At 72.7% G+C, this 21,699-nt stretch carries 21 protein-coding genes; 9 read left to right on the top strand and 12 right to left on the bottom strand.

Annotated elements, in window-relative coordinates; translation table 11 throughout:
* Positions 1 to 87 precede the first annotated feature (87 nt).
* On the bottom strand, positions 88 to 1,068 hold the full coding sequence (locus tag OG802_RS03245; RefSeq protein WP_329407005.1) for a pectate lyase family protein: 981 nt from the start codon (positions 1,066 to 1,068) through the stop codon (positions 88 to 90).
* Between the two features lie 440 nt (positions 1,069 to 1,508).
* On the opposite strand from OG802_RS03245, the gene OG802_RS03240 reads away from it, so the two are divergent.
* The gene (locus OG802_RS03240; protein WP_329407003.1) at positions 1,509 to 2,852 is read left to right on the top strand and encodes an extracellular catalytic domain type 1 short-chain-length polyhydroxyalkanoate depolymerase; all 1,344 of its coding nucleotides are present in this window, start codon (positions 1,509 to 1,511) and stop codon (positions 2,850 to 2,852) included.
* A gap of 261 nt (positions 2,853 to 3,113) precedes the next feature.
* On the opposite strand, the gene OG802_RS03235 is transcribed toward OG802_RS03240, so the two are convergent.
* Together OG802_RS03235 and OG802_RS03230 are read right to left on the bottom strand one after the other, a co-directional pair.
* Complete coding sequence (locus OG802_RS03235; protein ID WP_329407000.1) at positions 3,114 to 4,523, bottom strand: FAD-dependent oxidoreductase; 1,410 nt, start codon at positions 4,521 to 4,523, stop codon at positions 3,114 to 3,116.
* A gap of 131 nt (positions 4,524 to 4,654) precedes the next feature.
* On the bottom strand, positions 4,655 to 5,278 hold the full coding sequence (locus tag OG802_RS03230; protein ID WP_329416922.1) for a DUF305 domain-containing protein: 624 nt from the start codon (positions 5,276 to 5,278) through the stop codon (positions 4,655 to 4,657).
* Positions 5,279 to 5,482: 204 nt separating this feature from the next.
* On the opposite strand from OG802_RS03230, the gene OG802_RS03225 reads away from it, so the two are divergent.
* Complete coding sequence (locus OG802_RS03225; RefSeq protein WP_329406999.1) at positions 5,483 to 6,985, top strand: LVIVD repeat-containing protein; 1,503 nt, start codon at positions 5,483 to 5,485, stop codon at positions 6,983 to 6,985.
* On the opposite strand, the gene OG802_RS03220 is transcribed toward OG802_RS03225, so the two are convergent.
* From OG802_RS03220 to OG802_RS03205, 4 genes are all read right to left on the bottom strand, one after another.
* Positions 6,973 to 7,647, bottom strand: a complete 675-nt coding sequence (locus OG802_RS03220) for a TetR/AcrR family transcriptional regulator (RefSeq protein WP_329406998.1) — start codon at positions 7,645 to 7,647, stop codon at positions 6,973 to 6,975. The two genes, OG802_RS03225 and OG802_RS03220, sit on opposite strands and share 13 nt — an antisense overlap.
* A 237-nt stretch (positions 7,648 to 7,884) precedes the next feature.
* A complete protein-coding gene (locus OG802_RS03215) occupies positions 7,885 to 8,607 on the bottom strand; it encodes an HAD family hydrolase (RefSeq protein WP_329406997.1) in 723 nt (240 codons plus the stop codon).
* A gap of 427 nt (positions 8,608 to 9,034) precedes the next feature.
* Positions 9,035 to 9,706 (bottom strand): phosphatase PAP2 family protein, encoded by a 672-nt coding sequence (locus tag OG802_RS03210; RefSeq protein WP_329406996.1) that lies wholly within the window; start codon positions 9,704 to 9,706, stop codon positions 9,035 to 9,037.
* Between the two features lie 103 nt (positions 9,707 to 9,809).
* Entirely contained in the window at positions 9,810 to 10,358 is a 549-nt protein-coding gene (locus tag OG802_RS03205) for a DUF5134 domain-containing protein (RefSeq protein WP_329406994.1), read from the bottom strand.
* A 235-nt stretch (positions 10,359 to 10,593) separates the two neighbouring features.
* Between OG802_RS03205 and OG802_RS03200 the strand changes: the two genes are divergently transcribed.
* Complete coding sequence (locus tag OG802_RS03200) at positions 10,594 to 12,300, top strand: FUSC family protein (RefSeq protein WP_329406993.1); 1,707 nt, start codon at positions 10,594 to 10,596, stop codon at positions 12,298 to 12,300.
* Positions 12,297 to 13,025 (top strand): MarR family winged helix-turn-helix transcriptional regulator, encoded by a 729-nt coding sequence (locus OG802_RS03195; RefSeq protein WP_329406991.1) that lies wholly within the window; start codon positions 12,297 to 12,299, stop codon positions 13,023 to 13,025. Before OG802_RS03200 ends, OG802_RS03195 begins: the two co-directional genes overlap by 4 nt.
* A 120-nt stretch (positions 13,026 to 13,145) precedes the next feature.
* On the opposite strand, the gene OG802_RS03190 is transcribed toward OG802_RS03195, so the two are convergent.
* Together OG802_RS03190 and OG802_RS03185 are read right to left on the bottom strand one after the other, a co-directional pair.
* Positions 13,146 to 13,910 carry a VOC family protein gene (locus tag OG802_RS03190; RefSeq protein WP_329406988.1) on the bottom strand — a complete coding sequence of 255 codons (765 nt, stop codon included), beginning with the start codon at positions 13,908 to 13,910 and terminating at the stop codon, positions 13,146 to 13,148.
* A gap of 349 nt (positions 13,911 to 14,259) precedes the next feature.
* Entirely contained in the window at positions 14,260 to 14,658 is a 399-nt protein-coding gene (locus tag OG802_RS03185; protein ID WP_329406986.1) for a VOC family protein, read from the bottom strand.
* A 73-nt stretch (positions 14,659 to 14,731) separates the two neighbouring features.
* Between OG802_RS03185 and OG802_RS03180 the strand changes: the two genes are divergently transcribed.
* The gene (locus OG802_RS03180; RefSeq protein ID WP_329406984.1) at positions 14,732 to 15,271 is read left to right on the top strand and encodes a GNAT family N-acetyltransferase; all 540 of its coding nucleotides are present in this window, start codon (positions 14,732 to 14,734) and stop codon (positions 15,269 to 15,271) included.
* 22 nt (positions 15,272 to 15,293) lie between these two features.
* Here the strand turns inward: OG802_RS03180 and OG802_RS03175 are convergent, their stop codons facing one another.
* On the bottom strand, positions 15,294 to 15,977 hold the full coding sequence (locus OG802_RS03175) for a glycerophosphodiester phosphodiesterase (protein ID WP_329406982.1): 684 nt from the start codon (positions 15,975 to 15,977) through the stop codon (positions 15,294 to 15,296).
* Between the two features lie 260 nt (positions 15,978 to 16,237).
* Between OG802_RS03175 and OG802_RS03170 the strand changes: the two genes are divergently transcribed.
* The 4 genes from OG802_RS03170 (at position 16,238) to OG802_RS03155 (ending at position 20,193) form a co-directional block, all read left to right on the top strand.
* Positions 16,238 to 17,635, top strand: a complete 1,398-nt coding sequence (locus OG802_RS03170; protein ID WP_329406981.1) for a DUF6421 family protein — start codon at positions 16,238 to 16,240, stop codon at positions 17,633 to 17,635.
* A gap of 41 nt (positions 17,636 to 17,676) precedes the next feature.
* The gene (locus OG802_RS03165; protein WP_329416921.1) at positions 17,677 to 18,423 is read left to right on the top strand and encodes an SDR family oxidoreductase; all 747 of its coding nucleotides are present in this window, start codon (positions 17,677 to 17,679) and stop codon (positions 18,421 to 18,423) included.
* Entirely contained in the window at positions 18,420 to 19,490 is a 1,071-nt protein-coding gene (locus OG802_RS03160) for a threonine aldolase family protein (RefSeq protein ID WP_329406980.1), read from the top strand. Before OG802_RS03165 ends, OG802_RS03160 begins: the two co-directional genes overlap by 4 nt.
* Before the next feature lie 109 nt (positions 19,491 to 19,599).
* Positions 19,600 to 20,193 carry a transglutaminase-like domain-containing protein gene (locus OG802_RS03155; protein ID WP_329406978.1) on the top strand — a complete coding sequence of 198 codons (594 nt, stop codon included), beginning with the start codon at positions 19,600 to 19,602 and terminating at the stop codon, positions 20,191 to 20,193.
* 119 nt (positions 20,194 to 20,312) lie between these two features.
* Here the strand turns inward: OG802_RS03155 and OG802_RS03150 are convergent, their stop codons facing one another.
* Both OG802_RS03150 and OG802_RS03145 read right to left on the bottom strand, forming a co-directional pair.
* A complete protein-coding gene (locus OG802_RS03150; RefSeq protein WP_329406977.1) occupies positions 20,313 to 21,041 on the bottom strand; it encodes a lysophospholipid acyltransferase family protein in 729 nt (242 codons plus the stop codon).
* 186 nt (positions 21,042 to 21,227) lie between these two features.
* Positions 21,228 to 21,635: a DUF4395 domain-containing protein gene (locus tag OG802_RS03145; RefSeq protein ID WP_329406974.1), complete on the bottom strand. Its 408-nt coding sequence runs from the start codon at positions 21,633 to 21,635 to the stop codon at positions 21,228 to 21,230.
* Between the last annotated feature and the right edge of the window lie 64 nt (positions 21,636 to 21,699).

Here is a 21,699-nt window from a genome sequence, read left to right as displayed (position 1 = left end):
GAACGGTGAGACGAACGGACGGGAGCTGAGGGGTACTTGCAGGAACGGCGGGACCGCGAGCGACGGACGGGAAGCGGCTCCGCAGGGTCAGAGCTTTCCCGCGCCCGCGCCGGACGTCACCGAGGCGACGACCGAGGAGGCGGGCTCGGCGGTGTAGCTGTACGGCGGCTTGGTGAACGTCCCGACGCGGGACAACTCGGTCGCGGCTCCGCCGAGGTCGTTGCCGGTCAGGTTGGCGTAACCGTCCACGTCGCTGTCCCGGCTCGTCGTGACGGCGACCAGGGTCGAGCGGAAGACGTTGTTCTCGACGAGCATCTGCGCGCCCATGCGCGAATGGACGGCCGTCTCGGCGCCGACGACGTAGTTGTCGTAGAAGTGACCGGTGCCGAAGCGCAGGCTGGGGATGCGCGAGTAGACGTCGGTGAACCGGTTGTGGTGGTACGTCACCCTCAAGTGGCCGGTGTCCTGGCTCGCGTTGTTGTCGCTGTGGCCGACCAGCGAGCCCTTGTAGTGGTCCCTGAAGGTGTTCCACGACACCGTCACGAAGTCCGAGGCGTGATTGATGTCCAGCAGGCCGTCGTAGTAGTCCTTGTCGTGGTCGCGGTCGGCCGAGAAGGAGTTGTGGTCGATCCACACCTTGGTCGAGGCCTGGACCTCGATCCCGTCGGCGGGCTTGAGCGGCTTGCTGATGTTCAGGTTGCGGATGACGACGTTCGTCACCTTCTTCAGCCGCAGCCCGCCTCCGGTGAACCCGGAGGACGAACCGACGCCCAGCACCGTGGTGTTGGAGCCGATGTCGACCTGACCGCTGAGCGTGATCAGGCCGTTGACCTTCACCACCTTCGCCGTGCTGCCGGTCACCGCGGTCTTGAAGGCGGACAGGGTCGACACGGTGACCGCGCCGGCTCCGCCGCCCCCGGTCGTGCCGGCGCCGAAGCCGACGGGCGCGCTCTCGGCGGCGGCGACGGCCGGCGGCGGAACGGTCAGGACCGCCGCGGCGGCGAGCGCGGCGGACACCGCGACGAGAACGGACCTTCGCGCAGGTGTACGTGGGGGACCTGTACGCATGGGGTGCGCCCCTTCGTGAGGAAGGAATAGGTACAGACGGGGATTCAGATATGTGTCTGTTGTGCGACTTGCTGAACTCAATGCAGAGGCGGTGCGTTCATTTGTGGGGTTCTGGGAGCGGGTCGGTCACACTGCTGAACGGAACGTAGGGGGAAAGCGCTTTCTCGTCAACGCCTCGCGCAGAAGACTTCCCGCCGCGCCGAAGCGTCCGGCCGGATCGGCAAGGGCTTGCCGCCCGATGGCGTGGGAGCGCTTCCATGGTGGGCGTGTGCATGCCACCATGCCAAGCGGACCGTCACCGTGAGGCCGTCCGCGAGTGGCCGTCCGCGTGCGGACCGTCCGCCTGCGGACCGTCTCCGGGAAACCGGGCCCGCAGCCGCCGTCCCCCGCTCACGCACTCGTTCGCCGTCGTCAGAGCAGCCATCGAGAAGGGACCGAACGTGTCGACCACCACCCCCCGCACGACCGCTCCGGCCAGAAGAAGGCCGGCCCCCGCACTCCTGGCGCTCCTGGCGGCACTGGTGTCGTTACTCGCGGCCGCCGCCCTCACCGCACCCTCCGCCTCCGCGCGGACGCGGGCGCTCGGTCCGGTCCCCGCCGCCACGCTCACCGAGGTCGCCGGCTTCGGCACGAACCCCAGCAACCTCCAGATGTACGTGTACGCGCCGGCGAACGTCACCGCGCACCCGGCCGTCCTGGTGGCCGTGCACTACTGCACGGGTTCCGGACCGGCCATGTACAACGGGACCGAGTACGCGCGACTGGCCGACCGGTACGGGTTCGTCGTGGTCTATCCGTCGGTCACCCGCAGCAGCAAGTGCTTCGACGTGTCCTCGCCCCAGGCGCTCAGGCGCGGCGGAGGCAGCGATCCCGTCGGCATCAAGTCGATGGTCGACTGGACCGTCCGCACGTACGCGGCCGACACCGGACGGATCTTCGTGACGGGCATCTCGTCCGGCGCGATGATGACGAACGTCCTGCTCGGCGACTATCCCGACGTGTTCGCGGCGGGCGCCGCGTTCGCGGGCGTCCCCTTCGGCTGCTTCGCCACCGGCGACGGCTCCGAGTGGAACAGCCAGTGCGCCGGCGGCAACGTGATCCACACGCCGCAGGAGTGGGGCGCCCTGGTGCGCAACGCCTACCCCGGTTACACCGGCCCGCGCCCGAGGATGCAGGTGTGGCACGGCACGCAGGACGACACGCTGCGCTACCCGAACTTCGGGGAGGAGATCAAGCAGTGGACGGACGTGCTGGGCGTCGGCCGGACCCCGGCCGCCACCGACTCGCCCGCGGCCGGCTGGACCCGCACCCGCTACGGCGCCACCGGTGACCGCGCCCCCGTCGAGGCCGTCAGCCTCCAGGGCGTCGGACACAACGTGTACGACGGCAACGGCATGGGCGCCCGGGTCCTCACGTTCTTCGGCCTCGACGCCTCCGTTCCCGGGCCCGACCCCGAGCCGCAGCCCGGCCCCTGCCGCGTCACGGCCTCCACCAGCGCCTGGAGCACGGGCCTGACCGCGTCCGTGACCCTCACCAACACCGGCTCCGCCACGATCAACGGCTGGAAGCTGGGCTTCACCCTGCCCGCCGGGCAGACCATCACCAACGGCTGGGGCGCCGGCTACGCGCCGGCCTCCGGGGCGGTGACGGCGACCAACGCCGCCTACAACGGCACCCTCGCACCCGGCGCGAGCGTCACCATCGGCTACCAGGCGAACCACACGGGCGACAGCGCGGCACCGGGCGCCTTCACGCTCAACGGCACCGCGTGCACGAGGGGTTGAGCCCGCGAGGGGTGGCGTCCGCGCGGAGTGGCGTCCGGGAGGGGTCGCGTCCGGGACGGGTCGCGTCCGGGGCGGGTTGAGCCCACGAGGAGCTGGGCCTACGTGGGGCTGGGCGCGGGGCGGGTCGAGCCCGGTCGAGCGCACGGCGGGTCGCGTCCGATGACGGGCGTGGCGGGTCGCGTCCGGTGACGGGCGGGTCCGCGACCGGGCGGGTCTACGACTGGTCGGGTCCGCGACCGGTCGGGTCCGCGAGCGGTCGGGTCATCGTGGGGTGGGGCGGTCCGCGGGACACGGGGGGCCGGCCGGGGGGCGCGCGAGGGGCGAACGAGCGGCCGACCCCGCCGCGGCTCTCAGCGCCGCCCAGTCCGGCAGCTTCACCACGCCCCGCCCCAGCGAGGAGCCCAGCGCCGCCTCGGCCCGCTCGATCGCCAGCCAGCCCGCCCACCCGACGGGCTCGGCCCCGGCCGCGCGCAGCGCATCGAGCGGATCGCCGGGCAGTCGCCGTCGCGCGAGCACCGGGGCGTCCTCCAGCACCGACTCCGCCGTCTCCTTCGCGCAGGGCCGGTTGGTGCCGATGACCCCCGTCGGACCCCGTTTGATCCAGCCCGCCACGTACTCGCCCGGCGCGACCTCACCTCCCCGTACGACCCGGCCCGCCGCGTGGGGCACCGTGCCGCCGCCGGCGTCGAACGGCAGCCCCTCCACGGGCGATCCGCGGTACCCCACCGACCGCAGCACCAACTGGGCCTCGACGTCCTCGTAGCGGCCGGTGCCGGTGACGCCGCCCCGCCCGTCCGGCGCCGTCCGCTCGAAGCGCACCGCGCCCACCCGGCCCTCGACGGCGAGCAGGGCGACGGGGCGCAGGAAGAACCGGAGCCGGATCCGCCGCCGGGCGCCACCGGCCGGCGTCGCCGCCCAGCCGCGCAGCACCTCCACGTTGCGCCGCTGCGCCGCCGGCAGTCCGGACGGGTCGCCGTACGCCGGGTCCGACGCCAGCTCCGCCTCGTCGACGAGCACCTCGGTGTCGGGCAGCGCGCCCAGCTCGCGCAGTTCCTTGGTGGTGAAGCGCGCCTGGGACGGGCCGCGCCGCCCCACCATGTGGATCTCGCGCACGCCGCTCGCGGAGAGGGCGTCCAGCGCCCCCTGCGGCATGTCGGTGGGGCTCAGCTCGGCCGCGCCCCGCGCCAGCATCCGGGTGACGTCCACCGCCACGTTTCCCACGCCCACCACGACGGCCGCGCGGACGTCCCGCACGAATCCGTCGTCGGCGGCGACGGCGTCCGGGTGCGCGCTGTACCAGGACACGAAGTCCGTCGCCGACCGGCTGCCGGGCAGGTCCTCCCCGGGAATGCCGAGACGCCGGTCGGACGCGGCGCCCACGCAGTACACGACGGCGTGGTACAGCTCGCGCAGCCGCTCCACGGGCACCCCGTCCGCGCCGACCCGGACCCCGCCGAGGAAGCGCACCCGCTCGTGTTCGAGGACCGCGCGCAGGCTGTGCTGGAGGGACTTGATCTTCTCGTGGTCCGGGGCGACGCCGTACCGCACGAGCCCGTAGGGGCAGGGCAGCCGGTCCAGGACGTCGACGAGCACCTCGGGGTCCCGCTGGACGAGGCTCTGGGCGGTGTAGACCCCACTCGGCCCCGAACCGACGACGGCGACACGCAGCACGGCGGAACTCCTTGCCCCAGGGGTACGGAGAAGAGCGCTGGCGTCTCCAGCATCGCACCGCCGCCGCTCCGCTGACAGGGGCGTGCCCGCCCACCGCACGCGTGTGCGTTCGTATGCCGGGTCGCCGGGCGTCAGCGCATGCCGCGCATCCGGGTGATCTCGCTCGTCTGCTGCGCGATGACGTCGTCCGCCATCTCCTCGATCTGCACGTTGTTGCCCTGGGCCTTGACCTCCGCGGCCATGGTGAGCGCTCCCTCGTGGTGGGTGATCATCAGGGAGAGGAAGAGGGCGTCGAACGCCTTGCCGCGCGCCGCGCGCAACGCGGCCAGCTGGGCCTCGGTCGCCATTCCGGGCATGGCGGTGTGGTCGTGCCCGCCGCTCGCCGGCTTCTCGCCGTGCGCCGTGAGCCAGCCCTTCATGGCCCCGATCTCCGGTCCCTGGGCGGCGGCGATGCGCAGGGCGAGCCGTTTGACGTCCCCCGACCTGGCGTGGTCCGGCACGAGTTCGGTCATCTTCAGCGCCTGGGCGTGGTGCTGGATCATCCTCTGCGCGTACGACACGTCGGCGGTGTTGGGGGTGTCGTCGTCGGCGCGCTGCTCGGCCGCCTCCTGGGCGGAGAGGGTCCGGTTCGCGTCGCCGGGCCCGCCGGGCGCGATCACCGAAGGCCCTTCGGCCGCAGGTGACGGGTCGTCCGGTCCGGAGTCGCAGCCCGCGAGGGCGAGTGCCAGCAGCAGTGCGACCGAGGCGAGGGGCATGCGACGGACCGGCACAACGACCTCCTGGGATCGGCGAGTTGGGAACGGAATCGCTCCCTGTCTGGATCTATGCACCACGGGTCGCATCAGTGAACGGAAAGATTCATGACGAGTGCGTTGCCAACCTTTGATATGTGCATGATGAAGACGATACTTCGGAGCACCGCGAACCGTTCCCCGTGAACGGTGACAAGGGAGGATGCAGTGACCCTGTTGAACGATCCTCGAACACGACGCAGACGGCTGTCGGTCGCCGCCGCGTGCACCGGTCTCCTCGCCGCACTCCTGACGGCGGTCCCGGCGGCCGCGACCCCCGACCCGGGGGACGGCCCCGCCGCGCAGCGGAAGGTCTCGCAAGGCGCCAGGGCCGATGTGGCCGCGGCGATCGCCGACGGCGCGATACCCGGGCAGGACGAGATCGTCCACTCCGCCAACATCCGGCACCTGGCGAACATCCCCAAGGACGCCTTACCGGGCACCAACTCGGACCTGGCGTTCCAGGGCACGTACGCCTTCGCGGGCAACTACGACGGTTTCCGCGTCTTCGACATCAGCGACCCGAAGTCGCCGAAGACGGTGGCCCAGGTGCTCTGCCCCGGCTCGCAGAACGACGTCTCCGTCTCGGGCGACCTGCTCTTCCTGTCGACCGACTCCTCGCGCAGCGACAGCAGTTGCAACAGCACCACCCAGCCGGTGACCGAGAAGTCCTCCTGGGAGGGGATGAAGGTCTTCGACATCAGCGACAAGGCGAACCCGAGGTACGTCGCCGCCGTCGAGACCGCCTGCGGCTCGCACACCCACACCCTGGTGCCCGAGCGCAAGAACGTCTACATCTACGTCTCCTCGTACTCGCCCAGCGCGGCCTACCCCGACTGTCAGCCCCCGCACGACGGCATCTCGGTCATCAAGGTGCCCCGCAAGGCGCCCGAGAAGGCCGCCGTCGTCGACTTCCCCGTGCTGTTCCCGGGCGAGGGCCCGGACGGCGGCGGCAACCCCGGCGGTCCGGTCAATCCCGGAGTGTCCAAGACCACCGGCTGCCACGACATCACGGTGCTGCCGGACAAGGACCTGGCGGCCGGCGCCTGCATGGGCGACGGCATCCTCTTCTCCATCAAGGACCCGGAGCACCCGAAGGTCATCGACCAGGTGCAGGACAACGTCAACTTCGCGTTCTGGCACTCCGCGACCTTCAACCAGAAGGCCGACAAGGTCGTGTTCACCGACGAGCTCGGCGGCGGCGGTGCGGCCACCTGCAACGAGGCGACCGGCCCGAACCGCGGCGCCGACGGCATCTACGACATCGTCGGCAAGGGCGACAAGCGCAAGCTCGTCTTCCGCGGCTACTACAAGATCCCGCGCCACCAGGCGGACACCGAGAACTGCGTCGCCCACAACGGCTCGCTGATCCCGGTCAAGGGCAAGGACCTCATGGTCCAGGCCTGGTACCAGGGCGGCGTCTCCGTCTGGGACTTCACCGACTCGACGAAGCCGAAGGAGATCGCCTACTTCGAGCGCGGCCCGCTCAGCACCACCACCCTGCAGACCGGCGGCGCGTGGTCGGCGTACTACTACAACGGCTACATCTACTCCAACGACATCGCCAAGGGCTTCGACGTCCTCAAGCTCGACGACAAGCGCACGGACCCGGCGAAGCGGGTGCGGCTGGGCGAACTCAACGTCCAGACCCAGCCGGACTACTTCGACTGATCCCCGGCCGGCCGGTCCGTCGCGAAGAACCGTGACAGATCGGCGCCGGCCCTCCCGCCGGGCGCCTCGGCGTCCGGCGGGGCGCCCTGCTCCCAGTCGAGGCGGTAGCGCGCGAACAGGTCCGCGCGCAGTCTCACGAGCGGCAGCGGCACGTTCGGCAGCACCATCGCGTAGACGGCGCCCATCAGCTGGGAACGCAGCATCGGGTAGTCGTGGGCGGCGTCCTGCGAGCCGTGCCGGGCGGCGGTGTCCCGCAGGAGTTCGGCCAGTCGCTGCTGCTCCGGGCACTGCAGGAAGCCCTCGGCCTGGAGCAGCCCCGCCATGTGCTGACGCATCAGCACCGTGCGGTCCCGGGCCAGTCCCATGATCGCGTCGATGGCCCGGGCCATCCGCTCCCGGCCGTCCTCGGTGTGCGGCTCGCGCTCCAGCGCCTCTTCCAGGGTGCGGTGCATCAGGCGGTGCACCGCCGACTGCACCAGTTGACGCTTGCCGGGGAAGTAGTACGACACCAGGCCACGCGCCGTGCCCGCCCGGTCGGCGATGTCGCCGAGGGTCGTGGCCTCGTACCCGCGCTCTCCCACCAGTTCCACCGTGGCGTGCAGCAGCCGTTCCCGGGAACGCCGCCGCAATTCCTCATTGACCGAAGCGCTGCGCGGGGACATCCTGTAACTCCTGCGTTGACTGGCTGCCAGCCAACTATACTCAGGAACCCGGTCGGCTCCGCCAGGAGTTCGCCGGGCTGCCGCCTGCTCTGGGCGACGCGGGGGATCGTCCAGAGTGGGCGCGCTTCTTCCCCGATGGTGTCCTGAGGCTACCGTCGCCCGTTCACACGCCGTGATTCCCGCCGCTCCGGACGCCGTTGTTCCCGGCGGCCCGCAAGTGGTTCTCCCGTCAGTGGCCTACGCCGTGTCCGCGCCGGTCGTTCGGTCCACGGGTTCCAGCAGTTCCAGCACCGGCCGCAGCCCGTCCGGGCGTTCCGCCGCCGGCAGGTGGTCCACGAAGTGCACCGCACAGCCCAGAGCGGCCGCACCGCCGTCGGCCCACCGGTTGTCGCCCACCATCAGCGTCCTGCGGGGGTCGGCCCCCAGCGCCTCGCACGCGATCGTGAACAGCCGCGCGTCCGGCTTCTGCACGCCGTGCTCGTACGACAGGGTGTACGCGTCGACGTACGCGTCGAGGCCGTGCGCACGGAACACGGGCCGCGGATCCCAGCCGATGTTGCTGACCACGCCCACCCGCACACCGCGCTCGCGTAACCCGCCGAGCACGGCCCGGGCATCGGGGTACGGGGACCAGGCGGCCGGCGTCATGTGCCGGTCGTACAGCGCGTCGTACAACTCCGGTGCGGGCAACGGCACCTGACGGCACAGGGCGGTGTACGCGGCCCGGTGCAGCTCCGCGCTCTCGTCCCGCACCCGCCACAGCGCCGCCAGTTCGCCGGGCACCCGGACCGGGGCCGCCCCGCCCGGCAGCGCGCCCGCCGCCTCCAGAGCCCGCGCCGTCCCGGCCAGCTCCCGCTCCGGCATGGTGAGGCCCGCCGCGCGCAGCACCGAGCGCAGCCAGGACTCGGCGGACTCGATGCGGAACAGGGTCCCGGAGAAGTCGAACAGCACGCTCGTCATACGACCGATCCTACGAACCCCGGCGACCCCGCCACCTGGCACTGCCCTGCCACCCGGCATTGCGCTGCCGCACCCGCCGGGCCTGCCGCGCCTGCCGCACCCGCCGGGCCTGCCGGGCCTGCCGGGCCTGTCGCACCCGCCCGGCCTGCCGCGTCTGCTGCGCCTGCCGGGCCTGCCGGGTGTGCTGCGCCTGCCGCGTTTGATGCGTCGGGACGGAGCGTCGCCCGACTCGCCCGTCGCTTCGTCGGGCGTCCACCGACGTGCCTTCGGTCTCGCCGTCGGATCGACGAGCGGGCCGTCGTCGGGGTGAGCGCGGGCGACGCGGTCGGCAACCCGTGGCGCGCCCGCCGCGGTCGGGGTCGCACGGTACGCCGTTCCGCTCCGTGCGTCCGGTACGCCGGGTCGCCGTGTACGCGGATTCCGCCGGTCACGGGCGGAAGCGCAGGTGGGCCGCGATCGCCAGTGCGACCAGCGCGGCCCCGAGCAGCCAGCCCGCCAGGACGTCCGAGGGCCAGTGCACCCCCAGCCAGATCCTGGTCAGTCCCACCCCCGCCACGGAGATCACCGCCGCCGTCACCGCCGTGCGCCACAGGACGGGACCGGCGCCGTGCCGGCGCAGCAGCCACAGCAGCAGACCGCACACCACCGTGGCGGTCAGGGCATGACCGGAGGGATAGGCGGCGTAGTGCGCCGAGTCGACGGGATCGGGCCAGACCGGGCGGGCGCGGCCGACGGCGGCCTTGAGCGCCTGCTGGATCACGGTCCCCAGCGCGGCCGTGACCACCAGCCATCCGGCGGTCCACCGGTCCGCGTGCCGCCACAGCAGCCACACGGCCACCGCCGCGCCCAGCAGACGCATCGTCACCGGATCCCAGACCCAGTCGGTCAGGATGCGGCAGACCCGGGTGACGTCGGGATCGGCGACGGCCCAGCGGTGAGTGGTGCGGGCGACGTCCCGGTCGGCGGTCGTCAGCGGCCCCCACTCGCCCACGACGAGGGCGAGGAGGAGGACGGAGCACAGGCCGAGGACGAGCGCGACCCGGGCGGCCGTGCGCGGGGCGACGGAACGGGGCGGTGAGCCGACGGACGCGTGGTGCATACGACGATCCTCGCCGATCGGGCCCGCCGAAAGCGACCCCGAACGCCGCGCCCCCACGCGATCCGGCACCCCACTGCCGGACCCCCCGTCCCCGGGGCGCGGATCACATCGTCAGCAGCATGGCCAGCATGCCGATGCCCATCGACAGACGGCACGCCCGCGCCACCTCGGGCCGGTCGCCCCACGCGACGGCGACGCCGCCCGCGCCGGCGGCGGGCAGCAGTCTGACCCCCGCGAGGAGCACGTATCCGGTGAAGTAGGCCAGCAGTGCGCCCGTCAGCAGCGGGACCCCCGAGCCGCCGTGGCCGTGGCCGTGTCCGTGAGCCGGAGCGCCGGCCATCATCGCCGCCATGTAGACCATGGCCCCCGTGCCCACCAGATGGTGCAGGTGGTGGGCGCCCGTCCTGACCGACCACAGGGCACGCAGCGCGGCCGCGCCGAAGACCGCGGCGTAGACGGGCCACGCCCACGGCGGCGGGGTGAACACGGCCGGCGGCACCGCCATCGCGGCCATGCCGAAGCCCATGAGCGCCTCGCCGCCCGCCGCTCGTCTCTGTTCCTCGACCCCGCTGCGCATCCGCAGCAGGCAGTAGGCCCCGGTCGCCGCGCACAACGCGACGAGCAGCCAGCCGGGCGAAGCCGGTCCGTGCACGCGCACCTCCCCGCTCGACGTTCCTCGCTCGACATTCCCCGCTCGGCGTTGCCCGCCGGTGGTCACCCGCCGCCCGTCGGCGGCTCGGTGGCGCTCGGCAGCCGCAGGGCGTCCGCCGTCGAGGAATGCGATGCCCATGTCGTGGCGCGTACACGCGGGCGCATGGGAGTGCACGGGAGCACGGGAGGGAGCGCCGAAATATTTCACGGGTAAAACACATGTTAAATTGATGGGTATGAGCAGTGCGACCCCCCAGCGACCCGGGCCCGGGCGGCGGCCCCTCCCCGAGCCCCGCAAGCGCCCCGGCCGCCGTCTTCCCCTCGCCGGGGCCCTGAGGCTCGGCCGCCCCTCGGACATCTGGTTCAAGCCCGCCCTGAGCGTGATCGCCGCCGTCGCCCCGCCGAACCTGCTCCTGCTGGCGCTCGGACGGCTGGACCTGGCCGTGTACACGATGGCCGGCTCCCTGTGCGCCCTCTACGCCCACAACCGCCCCTACGCGGCCCGGGCCCGCGTGCTGGCGCTGGTGGTCCTCGGCATGACGAGCGGCCTGGCCGTCGCCCTGCTCGCCGCCTCGCTGACCGCGTCGCCCGTGATCCTGGTCACCGTCGGCGCGCTCCTCGCGGCCGCGCAGAAGGCCGTCTGCGACGCGACCCGCCTCGGGCCGCCCGGCAACGTGGTCCTCACCTTCATCAGCTCCGCGTCGCTGTTCGTGCCGCAGACCCTCGGACAGGTCCCCGGCCATCTCGGTCTCGCTCTCGCCGCGGGCGGCTGGGCCTGGCTGGTCGGCATGGCGCCCGCACCGGTCCGTCCGCACGGCCCCGAGCGGCGCGCCACCGCGCACGCCCTGAACGCGGCCGCCGCCCGGGTCGACGCGCACACGGTGGACGAGGGCGAGGACCGGGCCCGCGCCGCGGCGGCCGCCGCCGTGCACGCCGCCTGGCAGACGCTCCTGTCGGCGCCCGCCGGGGAGAACCGCCGCGCGCTGGAACGGCTCGTCGTGCGGGCCGAGATCGCCCTCGCCGCCCCCGCCGACACCGATCCGGCCAGGCTGCGCGACTGGGCACGCGAGCTGCGCGGCACCGCACCCGTCCCCCGCCCCGCCGACCTGGCCGACGACGACGAACTCCTCGGCGTCGACATCGAACTCGCCGCCGACCGGACGCCGTTGAGGCATCGTCTCGGCTCCTTGGCACCCCTCGCGGCACGCACCGCCCTGGGCTGCGCCCTCGCCGGGTACGCCTCCCTCGCCCTCGGCGTCGGCCGCCCCTACTGGGCCCTGGTCACCGCGGCCTCCCTCTACCAGGCCAACGTCACCCTCACCTGGAGCCGCGCGGTGCAGCGCGTCGTCGGCAACATCGTCGGCGTCCTCGCCTTCGCCGCGCTGGTCCCGCTCGCCCATCTCGCCCAGGCCGCGCTCGTCCTGGTCTGCCTCGCCCTCAACTTCGGCGCCGAGGCGCTGATCAGCCGCAACTACTGGCTGGGTACCGTCTGCGTGACCCCGATGGCCCTGCTCATCACCGAGTTCGCGCAGCTCCAGGACCCGGGCCGGCTCATGGCCGAGCGGCTGGTGGACACGCTCGTCGGCGCGGCGGTCGGCTTCGCCGCGGCGGTCGCCGTCACCAACCGGCGGGCCGGCGACCGGCTGGAAGGGGCGCTGACGGCGGTCGAACAGGCCCGGGAGCACGCCGCCCGCCTGGTGGCGGAGCCGCGCCCCGCCCCCGGCGCTGTGGACGCGGCCCGCCGCGCCCTCGCCGCCGCCCTGGTAGACCTCCGCGCGACCGCCGACGCGGCGGCCGGCGAATGGTGGCAGCGCGCCCTGCCCCAGGAGCGGGTCGTGACGGCCGAGCAGTCGGGACACCGTACGCTCGCGACGACGGTACGGCGCCAGGGGCTGCTCCTGGACCGGGACGCGAACGGGAGAGCGGAGGACGTGCGGCGATGACGGCGACGCAGGGACGGGCGGCGGCCGGGAACGGGACGCCGGAGGGCGCCGCGGACGGGAACACCCCGGGGAGGCGCCCCGAGGCGGACGCCCCCGTCGCCGCTCCCGGCACCACGAACCCCGAAACGCCCGACCCCGCAGGCGCCCCCTCGTCAGCCGGCGGCACCGCTGCCTCCGAGCAGGCCGGGGGCGGTGACCCGGCCGCGGGCGGCGGCGCGGCGCGCAACGACACCGTCGCCGCCGTCGTACGGCAGTGGCAGACCGTCCGGCCCGACCTGGACACCGGCCCCATGGAGATCATCGGCCGGGTCAACCGGTGCGCCGCCCTGCTCCAGCAGGCCGAGGACGCGCCGTTGCGGGCGGTCGGGCTGAGCCGGCCCGAGTTCGACCTGCTCGGCGCGCTGCGCCGGACCGGCCACGAGCTGACCCCCGGCGAGCTGGCCCGCGAGACCTTCTCCTCCGGGGCGGCGGTCACCAAACGCGTCAAGCAGCTCACCGAGCGCGGGCTCGTGGAACGGCGCGGCGACACCCGGGACCGCCGGGTCGCCCACCTCCGCCTCACGGACGCCGGCCGGGACCTCGTCGACGGCGTCATGCCCGAGCAGCTCGCCTACGAGAGCGCGGTCCTGTCGGCTCTGGACGGCGGCAGCCAGGGGGAACTGGCCGACCTGCTGGGGGAGTTGCTCAGCCGTCTGGAGGGCCACCTGCGCACGCTGCGCGTCTGAGCGGCGGGCTCGGCCGCGAGGTGGCGCGAGGTGGCGTGAGGCCAGTGGGTCGCGCGCCGCTGCGGCGGCCGCGGGCCGTCGCCTGCCGGGCGGTCGGGGCGGTCGGGGTGTTCGTGGGCTTCACCCCTCGTCGCCCGCGCGGTACACGCCGAAGGCCGCGCCCGGCGGGTCCCGCAGCACGGCGATGCGCGGACCGTCCGGCACCGCGGTCGGTTCCATGAGGACGGTGCCGCCCGCCTCGACGGCCGTCCGGGCGGCGGCGCCGACGTCGGCCACCGCGAAGTACGGCAGCCAGTGCGGCGGCACCTCCGGCGCGAACTTCTCGTCCATGGTGATCATGCCGCCGAAGTCCGCGCCGCCGACGCCCCACTGCACGTAGTTCTCCGAGGAGCCGACGGTCCAGCCGAACACCGTGGTGTAGAAGGTCTCCGCCCGCTCCGGATCGCGGGTCAGCAGCTCGACCCAGCCGAGCGAGCCGGGCGCGTTGAACAGGCCGGCGCCGGGGAAGGTCCGCGCCTGCCACAGCTGGAACGCGGCGCCGGCCGGATCCAGGGCGACGACGAAGCGGCCCGCGTCGAAGACGTCCATCGGACCGACCATCACCTTGCCGCCGGCCTCCGTGACCAGTCGCGCGCTGACGTCCGCGTCGGTCACCGCGAACGACACGCTCCAGGCGCACGGCTGCGCCTGCTGGTGCAGGGGGGTGAGCGCGGCCACGGCCCGCTCGCCGAGGTGCGCGACCGTGTACCCGCCCGCCTCCTCCCGCGGATCCGTCTGCGCGCGCCAGCCGAACAACTCCGCGTAGAACCGCTTCGCCGTCTCCAGGTCACCGGTCCCCAGCTCCGCCCAGCAGGGCCCGCCGGGCACGGGCGCGTCGAGCTTCATGACGTTCCTTCCGACGAAGGGGACCCCTTCCAGCACGCTAAGCCTCCCCCCGGACGACGGCATCCGCTGACCGCCTCGGTACGAAGCCCCTGGTCGGAAGGCCCCACGGAGCGAACGCGGCGGCGCGGGGGCAGCGGACGACGGCGAGGGCCCAGGGCGGAACCGGGAGCCGACGGAACCCGGAACGGGCGGAACCGGGAACGGGCGGAACCGGGACAACGGCCGCCACCACGACCGGCATCCTCATCACGACCGGCATCCTCCTGAGGAGGGCCTGAGGAGGGCCTGGGGCGGACCCGGGCGGACCCGGCCCGGTGGCAGGCCCCGGGGGGCCCGTCGTGCCGGTGACTCAGATGCCCGGGCGGTACCGCATCGGATGGTCCGCGGGCACCTCCACCAGGACGATCGGGGTGCCGTCCGGATCCGCGATCCACATCTCGACCAGGCCCCACGGCTCCCGCACCGGCGGACGGACGATCTCGACGCCCTTCGCCCGCAGCTCCTCGTGCGCGGCCGCCGCGTCCGCCACCTGAAGCCACAGCCGTACCGCGGGGTCGGGCGGCACCGGCGCCGTCGCGCGGCCGGAGAGTTCCAGGAAACCGCCGCCGAGGAAGTAGACGACGCCGCGCTCCGGCCCGGTGCCGAACTCGCGGAAGACGGCCAGGCCGAGCTGTTCCCCGTAGAAGGCGCGGGAGCGGTCGGGATCGGCGGGACGGAGCAGAATCCTGCTGCTGAGCACGTGCACCATGCATCCGGAGCCTACCGGCGCGGAGTTAGGCTCACCCGTGCCCCAGACATGTCAGAGACCGGAGATCGCCCGCATGGACACCGCCGCCACCGACCTGACCTTCCGCGACGCCACCCCCGCCGACGTCGACGCCGTCGTCCGGCTCATAGAGTCCGCCTACCGCGGGGACTCCAGCCGGGCCGGGTGGACCACGGAGGCGGACATCCTCCAGGGGCAGCGCACCGACCCCGACGGCGTGCTCGCGGTCGTCGAGGCCCCCGACTGCAGGCTGCTCACGGCCGAGCAGGACGGCCGGATCGTCGCCTGCTGCCAGCTCGAGCACCGCGGCGACCACGCCTACTTCGGCATGTTCGCGGTCAGCCCCACCGCGCAGGGCGGCGGACTCGGCAAGGCCGTGATGGCGCGGGCCGAGCGCGAGGCGCGCGAGGAGTGGGGCGTCACCGAGATGCACATGACCGTGATCTCCGTCCGCGAGGACCTCATCGCCTGGTACGAGCGCCGCGGCTACCGCCGTACGGGACGCATGACCCCCTTCCCCTACGGCGACGAGCGCTTCGGCATCCCGCAGCGCGACGACCTGGAGTTCGAGCTGCTGGTCAAGGAACTCGTCTGAACGCCGCGGCCCGCCGCCGCTGCTAGGCGGTGAAGCGGCCGGTGCGCCGGATCTCCGGGTGGTCGGTGGTGACGCCGTCGAGTCCGAAGGCGCGGGCGATCCGCAGCTGGTCCTGGGTGTTGACCACCCAGCCGATGATCCGCAGGTCGCGCTTGCGGGCCTCCTCGACGATCTCCAGCGTCAGGCGCCTGAGGCTGAGGCAGAGCGTGGCGGCACCGGCCGTCACGGCCCGGTCCACGACGGCGAGGTCGTAGCGGCCGGCGATCAGCGCGGTGCGCACCCCCGGTAGCAGCCGCCGCATCTCGGCGACCGCCTCGTCGTGGAAGGAGGACACCTCCACCCGCCCGGTCAGGTCCCGGTCCCGGATCACCTCGGCCAGCGCCCGCGCCGCCCGGACGTCCTTGATCTCGGCCTGCAGCGGTGTGCGCACGGCGTCCAGGACCTCCTCGAAGACGGGCACGCGCTCCCCGCGTCCCGCGTCGAGGGCGCGCAGCTCGGCGAGGGTCTGGTCGCCGACGGCCCCGGCGCCGTCGGTCGTGCGGTCCACGTCGGGGTCGTGCATGACCACGAGCGCGCCGTCCTTGCTCAGGTGCAGGTCGAGTTCGATGACGTCCAGGCCGGCCTGCTCGGCGGCGACGAAGGAGCGCAGGGTGTTCTCGGGCTCGACGCCCATCACTCCGCGGTGGCCGATGGTGAGGAAGTTCAAGGCGGGACTCGTTTCCGTCGACGGCTGGGCCGGGGGAGCGCGCGAGCCGCCGGCCGCGCGGGCGGCACGGGAGGCGCGTGCGTCCTCGGAGTTCCCTACCCGTCCTGCCCTCGCGGAAGCGTCGTCTCTTCCATGTCTGACAGGAAAAAGTGCGGTGAAGAAGCGGGCGGGCAGGATAATTTCCCGAGGGTCCACTTGCTGGAGGAAACCTCATATGCATACGGTGTCCTGACGCGAGGTTCTCCAGTGGAGGATGGGACATGACGGAAATTCTTGTGCAGGCAGCTACGGAGGATCGGGTTCCTCCGGCGACCAGGGTGGTGGAGCACCCGGCGTGGCGCGTGCTCAAGGATGCCGTGGAGGAGATCCGGCCCTGGCAGGCCAAGGACGGATCGATCGACTTCACGGCCGAGGACGCACCGCGGCGCGCGGACGCCGAGCAGGCGGTCGAGCGGGTGGTCGAGGCCGTCGAGGAGCTCTCCCCGCTGCTTCCGCACGACGCCGACTACCACCGCGCCCTGGCGAAGGACCTGCGGGTCTGGGCCGACGGCGGCTTCGAGGTGCCGGACTTCCTCGACTCCCTGCTGGCCTTCCAGCCCGCCGCGAACCGTCGCGACGGCCTCCAGCACCTGGTCGTCTTCCCGATGTACACGCAGAACGGCAACCCGGACCGCAACCTGGAAGCCGTCGTGCTGCGCATGGTCTGGCCGGACTGGCTGGCCGAGCTGGAGCGCACCCGCTACGACAACCCGCTGTTCTGCGGCATCACCTTCGAGGACTTCACGGCCGGTTACGACACCAACTCGGCCGTCCTCTTCCCGGAGACCATCGCCGTCCGCGAAGCGCCGGAACGTTTCTCCTGGGGTGGCATCTTCTGCGACCGCGAGGCCGCCCGCTTCCGCCGGGTCACCGACGCCGCCGTGGACGTGCTGGGTCTGGAGCTGCCCGAGGACATCGCCGCCATGGTCCACGACCAGAAGCGCTGCGAGGAGGCCTTCGTGCTCTGGGACATGGTCCACGACCGCACCCACAGCCACGGCGACCTGCCCTTCGACCCGTTCATGATCAAGCAGCGCCAGCCGTTCTGGATGTACGGACTGGAGGAGCTGCGCTGCGACCTCACCGCCTTCAAGGAGGCCGTGAAGCTCCAGGACGACGGCGTCCCGCAGGCCCGTGACGTGCAGTACGCGGTCCTCTTCGACCGCATGTTCCGCTTCCCCGTCACCGGTGAGCGGGTGCGCAACTACGACGGCCTCGGCGGCCAGCTGCTCTTCGCCTACCTGCACAAGCACGACGTCATCCGCTGGACGGACAACAAGCTGCACATCGACTGGCAGCGCGCCCCGCAGGTCACCAACCAGCTGTGCGCCGACATCGAGCAGCTGTACCGCGACGGCATCGACCGCCCCAAGCTGGTCCACTGGTTCGCCGGCTACGAGCTGGTCTCCACCTACCTCGCGCCGCACCCGGGCTCCAAGTGGGCCAAGGGCCCCGACGCGCTGGACCTGACCCAGCCGCCCCGCAGACTCGTCGACGACGTGCTTGCGGACGAGTTTCCGCTGAGCATGTTCTATGAGGCACTGTCCAAGAAGCTGAAGAGCGTGATCGCCTCCACCCGGGGCATCACGGCGGACAGCGCCGAGCGGATCGCCGCGTGAGCGACCTGCGTACCGAGAACACTGCTCAGGAGGCGAAGAACATGGGGAACGGGGCTCTCAGCGGTGCGGTGATCGCGGTGGCCGGCGCGGGCGGACCCGCGGGCCGGGCGGCGCTGCTCAGGCTCGCCGAGGCCGGCGCCACCGTCGTCGGCGCGGACAACGACCCGGAGCGTCTGGCGGAGGCCGTGGACGCGGCCCGCTACGGCGCCGGCGGCGCCACCGTCACCGGTGAGCCCGTCGACCTGCTCGACCTGGACTCGACCCGCGACTGGGCGCTGCGCGTCGAGAAGGAGTTCGGCCGGGTCGACGGCGTGGTCCACCTCGTCGGCGGCTGGCGCGGCAGCGAGACGTTCATCAAGACCAGCCTGGACGACTGGGACTTCCTGGAGCTGCTGCTCATCAAGACCGTGCAGCACACCTCGCTCGCCTTCTTCGAGGGCCTCCAGCGCAGCGACCGTGGCCGGTACGTGCTGATCAGCGCCTCCGGCGCCACGAAGCCCACCGCGGGCAACGCCGCGTACGCCGCCGCCAAGGCCGCCGCCGAGGCGTGGACGCTGGCGCTCGCCGACGCCTTCCGCAAGGCGGGGGGCGCCGACGGCCCGACGTCCGCGGCTGCGATCCTGGTCGTGAAGGCGCTGGTGCACGAGGCGATGCGCGCCGACCGCCCCAACGCGAAGTTCGCGGGCTTCACGGACGTCAAGGACCTGGCCGAGGCCATCGCCGGGGTCTGGGAGAAGCCCGCCACCGAAGTGAACGGACAGCGTCTGTGGCTCACCGAGCAGCCGTGAACCCTCCCAAGACCGACGCCCGGCGCCATCACGACCCCGAGGTCCGCGGCTTCGCCAGCGACAACTACGCCGGGGTGCACCCGGAGGTGCTGGCCGCCCTGGCCGTGGCCAACGGCGGCCATCAGGTGGCGTACGGGGAGGACGACTACACCGAGAACCTCCAGGGGATCGTCCGCAGTCACTTCGGGCCGACCGCGGAGGCCTTCCCGGTCTTCAACGGCACCGGCGCGAACGTCGTCGCGCTCCAGGCGCTCACCGACCGCTGGGGTGCGGTGATCTGCGCCGAGAGCGCCCACATCAACGTGGACGAGGGCGGCGCGCCCGAGCGCATGGGCGGCCTCAAGCTGCTCACCGTGCCCACGCCCGACGGCAAGCTCACCCCCGAGCTGATCGACCGGCAGGCCTGGGGGTGGGACGACGAGCACCGCGCGATGCCGCAGGCCGTCTCGATCACCCAGAGCACGGAGCTGGGCACGCTCTACACGCCCGAGGAGATCCGCGCGATCTGCGACCACGCCCACGCGCGGGGCATGAAGGTCCACCTGGACGGGTCGCGGATAGCCAACGCGGCGGCCTCGCTCGACGTGCCGATGCGGACGTTCACCAACGCCGTCGGCGTCGACGTCCTCTCGCTCGGGGGGACGAAGAACGGCGCGCTGTTCGGCGAGGCGGTCGTCGTGATCAACCAGGACGCCGTCAGCCACATGAAGCATCTGCGCAAGCTGTCCATGCAGCTCGCCTCCAAGATGCGCTTCGTGTCGGTGCAGCTGGAGGCGCTGCTCGCCAGGGACCTGTGGCTGCGCAACGCCCGGCACGCCAACGAGATGGCCCAGCGGCTGGAGGAGGGCGTGCGGGCCGTGCACGGTGTGGAGGTCCTCTACCCCGTGCAGGCCAACGGCGTCTTCGCGCGGCTCCCGCACGAGGTGAGCGTGCGCCTGCAGAAGCGGTTCCGGTTCTACTTCTGGGACGAGTCGGCGGGCGTCGTGCGCTGGATGTGCGCGTTCGACACGACCGAGGACGACGTGGACACGTTCGTGGCCGCGGTCAAGGAGGAGATGGCGCGGTAGCGGCGTCGGTGGGCGTGCGCGGCCACACGCAGCGCGCGCTCTGCATAGATATGCGGTCACCTGAAAAGGCATTGACTCTCGGGTGATCGCTTTCCTATGCTCTCCCGCCATGGAGCTGACCCAGGACAACCCCGACCTGTCCGCCTATCTGTGCGCCGACGAGGCGATCGACCATCGGCATCCGCTGGTGCGGGAGACGGCCGCGCGGCTCGCGAGGGACGCCGAGGACTCGTATGCCTATGCGTCGCTGGCGTTCGCCTTCGTGCGCGACGCCATCACCCACTCGCAGGACGCCGGTGACCCGCGGGTGACCTGGCGCGCCTCGGACGTGCTCGCGCAGGGGACGGGCGTCTGCCACGCGAAGGCCCACGCGCTGACCGCGCTGCTGAGGGCCGAGGACATCCCGACCGCGCTCTGCTACCAGCGGCTCGCCCACGACGACGGCGAGGGTCATGTCGTCCACGGACTCGTCGCGGTCCGGTTCGGCGGCGCCTGGCACCGCCAGGATCCGCGCGGCAACAAGCCGGGAGTGGACGCGCGGTTCTCGCTGGACGGCGAGCGTCTCGCCTTCCGCCCCGACCGCGCGGCGGGCGAGTGGGACTACCCGTCTCTCCTGGCGGCGCCGCACCCGGCCGTCCTGGACGCGCTGCGGTCCGCCCCCGACCGGGCCCGGTTGTGGAGGAGCCTGCCCACCGCGCTGTGAGCGGGCGTGCCGCTCACGGGACGGCGGGGGCGGGCAGGGCCCCGGCCGCCGACGGCGGCCGGGGGTGCGGCAAGGACCTTGCGGGCGTCGGGGCGGGCGTCACCCGGACGCCGCCCGGGTCAGCGGGCCTCGGCCTCGCGGACCTGCTCCGGCGTGGGCGCGGTGCCGCCGAGGTGGGCCGGCATCCACCAGGTGTCGCTCGCGTCCTTGGGGCGCACCGGGTAGGCGCGCTGGGCGGCCTCCAGCAGTTCCTGGACGCGCTCGCGCAGCTGCCGGGTGAGGGCGCCCGCGTACTTGTCGCGCGAGGCCTCCATGGCCTCGCCCACGCGGATGGTGACCGGGGTGTGGCTGCGCTTGAAGTTGCGCGGGTGCCCCTTGGTCCACAGGCGCTGGGTGCCCCACAGCGCCACCGGGATCAGCGGGACGCCGGCCTCCTGCGCCATGCGGGCCGCGCCCGACTTGAAGCTCTTCAGCGTGAACGACTGCGAGATGGTGGCCTCGGGGAAGACGCCGACGATCTCGCCGGAGCGCAGCGACTCCAGCGCGTGCGCGTAGGCCGTCTCGCCCTGGCCGCGGTCCACCGGGATGTGCTTCATGCCGCGCATCAGCGGGCCGGAGATCCGGTGGCGGAACACGGACTCCTTCGCCATGAAACGAACGAGACGTTTCTGCGGGAGGGCGGCCAGACCGTCGAAGATGAAGTCGAGGTAGCTGATGTGATTGCTCACCAGCACGGCACCACCTGAGCGCGGGATGTTCTCCGACCCCTTGCAGTCGATCTTGAGGTCCCAGGCCTTGAACAGGATCTGGGCGAGGCCGACGACGGGGCGGTAGACAAGCTCTGCCATGGGCGGGGCGAACCCTTCCTTCTCTTTGCCGGGGATGCCTCCCGGCGGCAAAGTTACGCAGCCGTAGGTTTACGGCATGTCGCAGATCGTGCCCGAAGAACGGCCGGGGAGCCAGCCCTGGTGCCCGGCGGCGGCGAGATCCTCGTCACTTCACCCCTTGATCCACCTCGGCCTTTTATATGGTCTTTACTCCACGCGCACCGCCGCCCTCCGCATGAGCAGGTACAACTCGCACCCCAGGCAGTACCCGAAGGCGGCGTTGAGGAACGCGGCGGCCAGCGCGGCGCCCGTCGCCGCGAGGCCGAGCCAGCCGGGTCCGAGGGTGAGACCGACCAGGCCGAGGCCCGCGAACGCGAGGCCGACGGCCTGGGCGAACCGCGGCGGCTCCGGGGCCTCGAACGCGACCGGCGGCCCGAGCCGCGGGCGTACGGCCCGGCGGAACACCCAGCCGTACGGCGAACGCCCCGCCGCGCCCAGCGCGAACGCCAGCGTCTGCCACGCCAGCAGCCAGGGGTTCCCGGTGATGAGGACGACCGCGAGCACCACGGTCGTCACGACGGCCCCGATGCGCGGGCCCCTCACGTCGATGTCCATGAATCAAGCATTCCGCATCCGGCGGGATCCCCGGGGCCGGGAATCTTTGCAGTCTCGTGAACGC

Source organism: Streptomyces sp. NBC_00704, assembly GCF_036226605.1.
GTDB lineage: Bacteria > Actinomycetota > Actinomycetes > Streptomycetales > Streptomycetaceae > Streptomyces.
Note: the sequence above shows the minus strand (reverse complement) of the source record. Positions and strands in the feature narration are given on the sequence as shown.

Coding starts and splice junctions, on each gene's coding strand:
- OG802_RS03245 (WP_329407005.1), bottom strand. CDS start 1,068: ATGCGTACAGGTCCCCCACGTACACCTGCGCGAAGGTCCGTTCTCGTC.
- OG802_RS03230 (WP_329416922.1), bottom strand. CDS start 5,278: ATGCCCCTCGCCTCGGTCGCACTGCTGCTGGCACTCGCCCTCGCGGGC.
- OG802_RS03220 (WP_329406998.1), bottom strand. CDS start 7,647: ATGTCCCCGCGCAGCGCTTCGGTCAATGAGGAATTGCGGCGGCGTTCC.
- OG802_RS03215 (WP_329406997.1), bottom strand. CDS start 8,607: ATGACGAGCGTGCTGTTCGACTTCTCCGGGACCCTGTTCCGCATCGAG.
- OG802_RS03210 (WP_329406996.1), bottom strand. CDS start 9,706: ATGCACCACGCGTCCGTCGGCTCACCGCCCCGTTCCGTCGCCCCGCGC.
- OG802_RS03200 (WP_329406993.1), top strand. CDS start 10,594: ATGAGCAGTGCGACCCCCCAGCGACCCGGGCCCGGGCGGCGGCCCCTC.
- OG802_RS03195 (WP_329406991.1), top strand. CDS start 12,297: ATGACGGCGACGCAGGGACGGGCGGCGGCCGGGAACGGGACGCCGGAG.
- OG802_RS03190 (WP_329406988.1), bottom strand. CDS start 13,910: ATGAAGCTCGACGCGCCCGTGCCCGGCGGGCCCTGCTGGGCGGAGCTG.
- OG802_RS03185 (WP_329406986.1), bottom strand. CDS start 14,658: ATGGTGCACGTGCTCAGCAGCAGGATTCTGCTCCGTCCCGCCGATCCC.
- OG802_RS03180 (WP_329406984.1), top strand. CDS start 14,732: ATGGACACCGCCGCCACCGACCTGACCTTCCGCGACGCCACCCCCGCC.
- OG802_RS03170 (WP_329406981.1), top strand. CDS start 16,238: ATGACGGAAATTCTTGTGCAGGCAGCTACGGAGGATCGGGTTCCTCCG.
- OG802_RS03165 (WP_329416921.1), top strand. CDS start 17,677: ATGGGGAACGGGGCTCTCAGCGGTGCGGTGATCGCGGTGGCCGGCGCG.
- OG802_RS03155 (WP_329406978.1), top strand. CDS start 19,600: ATGGAGCTGACCCAGGACAACCCCGACCTGTCCGCCTATCTGTGCGCC.
- OG802_RS03150 (WP_329406977.1), bottom strand. CDS start 21,041: ATGGCAGAGCTTGTCTACCGCCCCGTCGTCGGCCTCGCCCAGATCCTG.
- OG802_RS03145 (WP_329406974.1), bottom strand. CDS start 21,635: ATGGACATCGACGTGAGGGGCCCGCGCATCGGGGCCGTCGTGACGACC.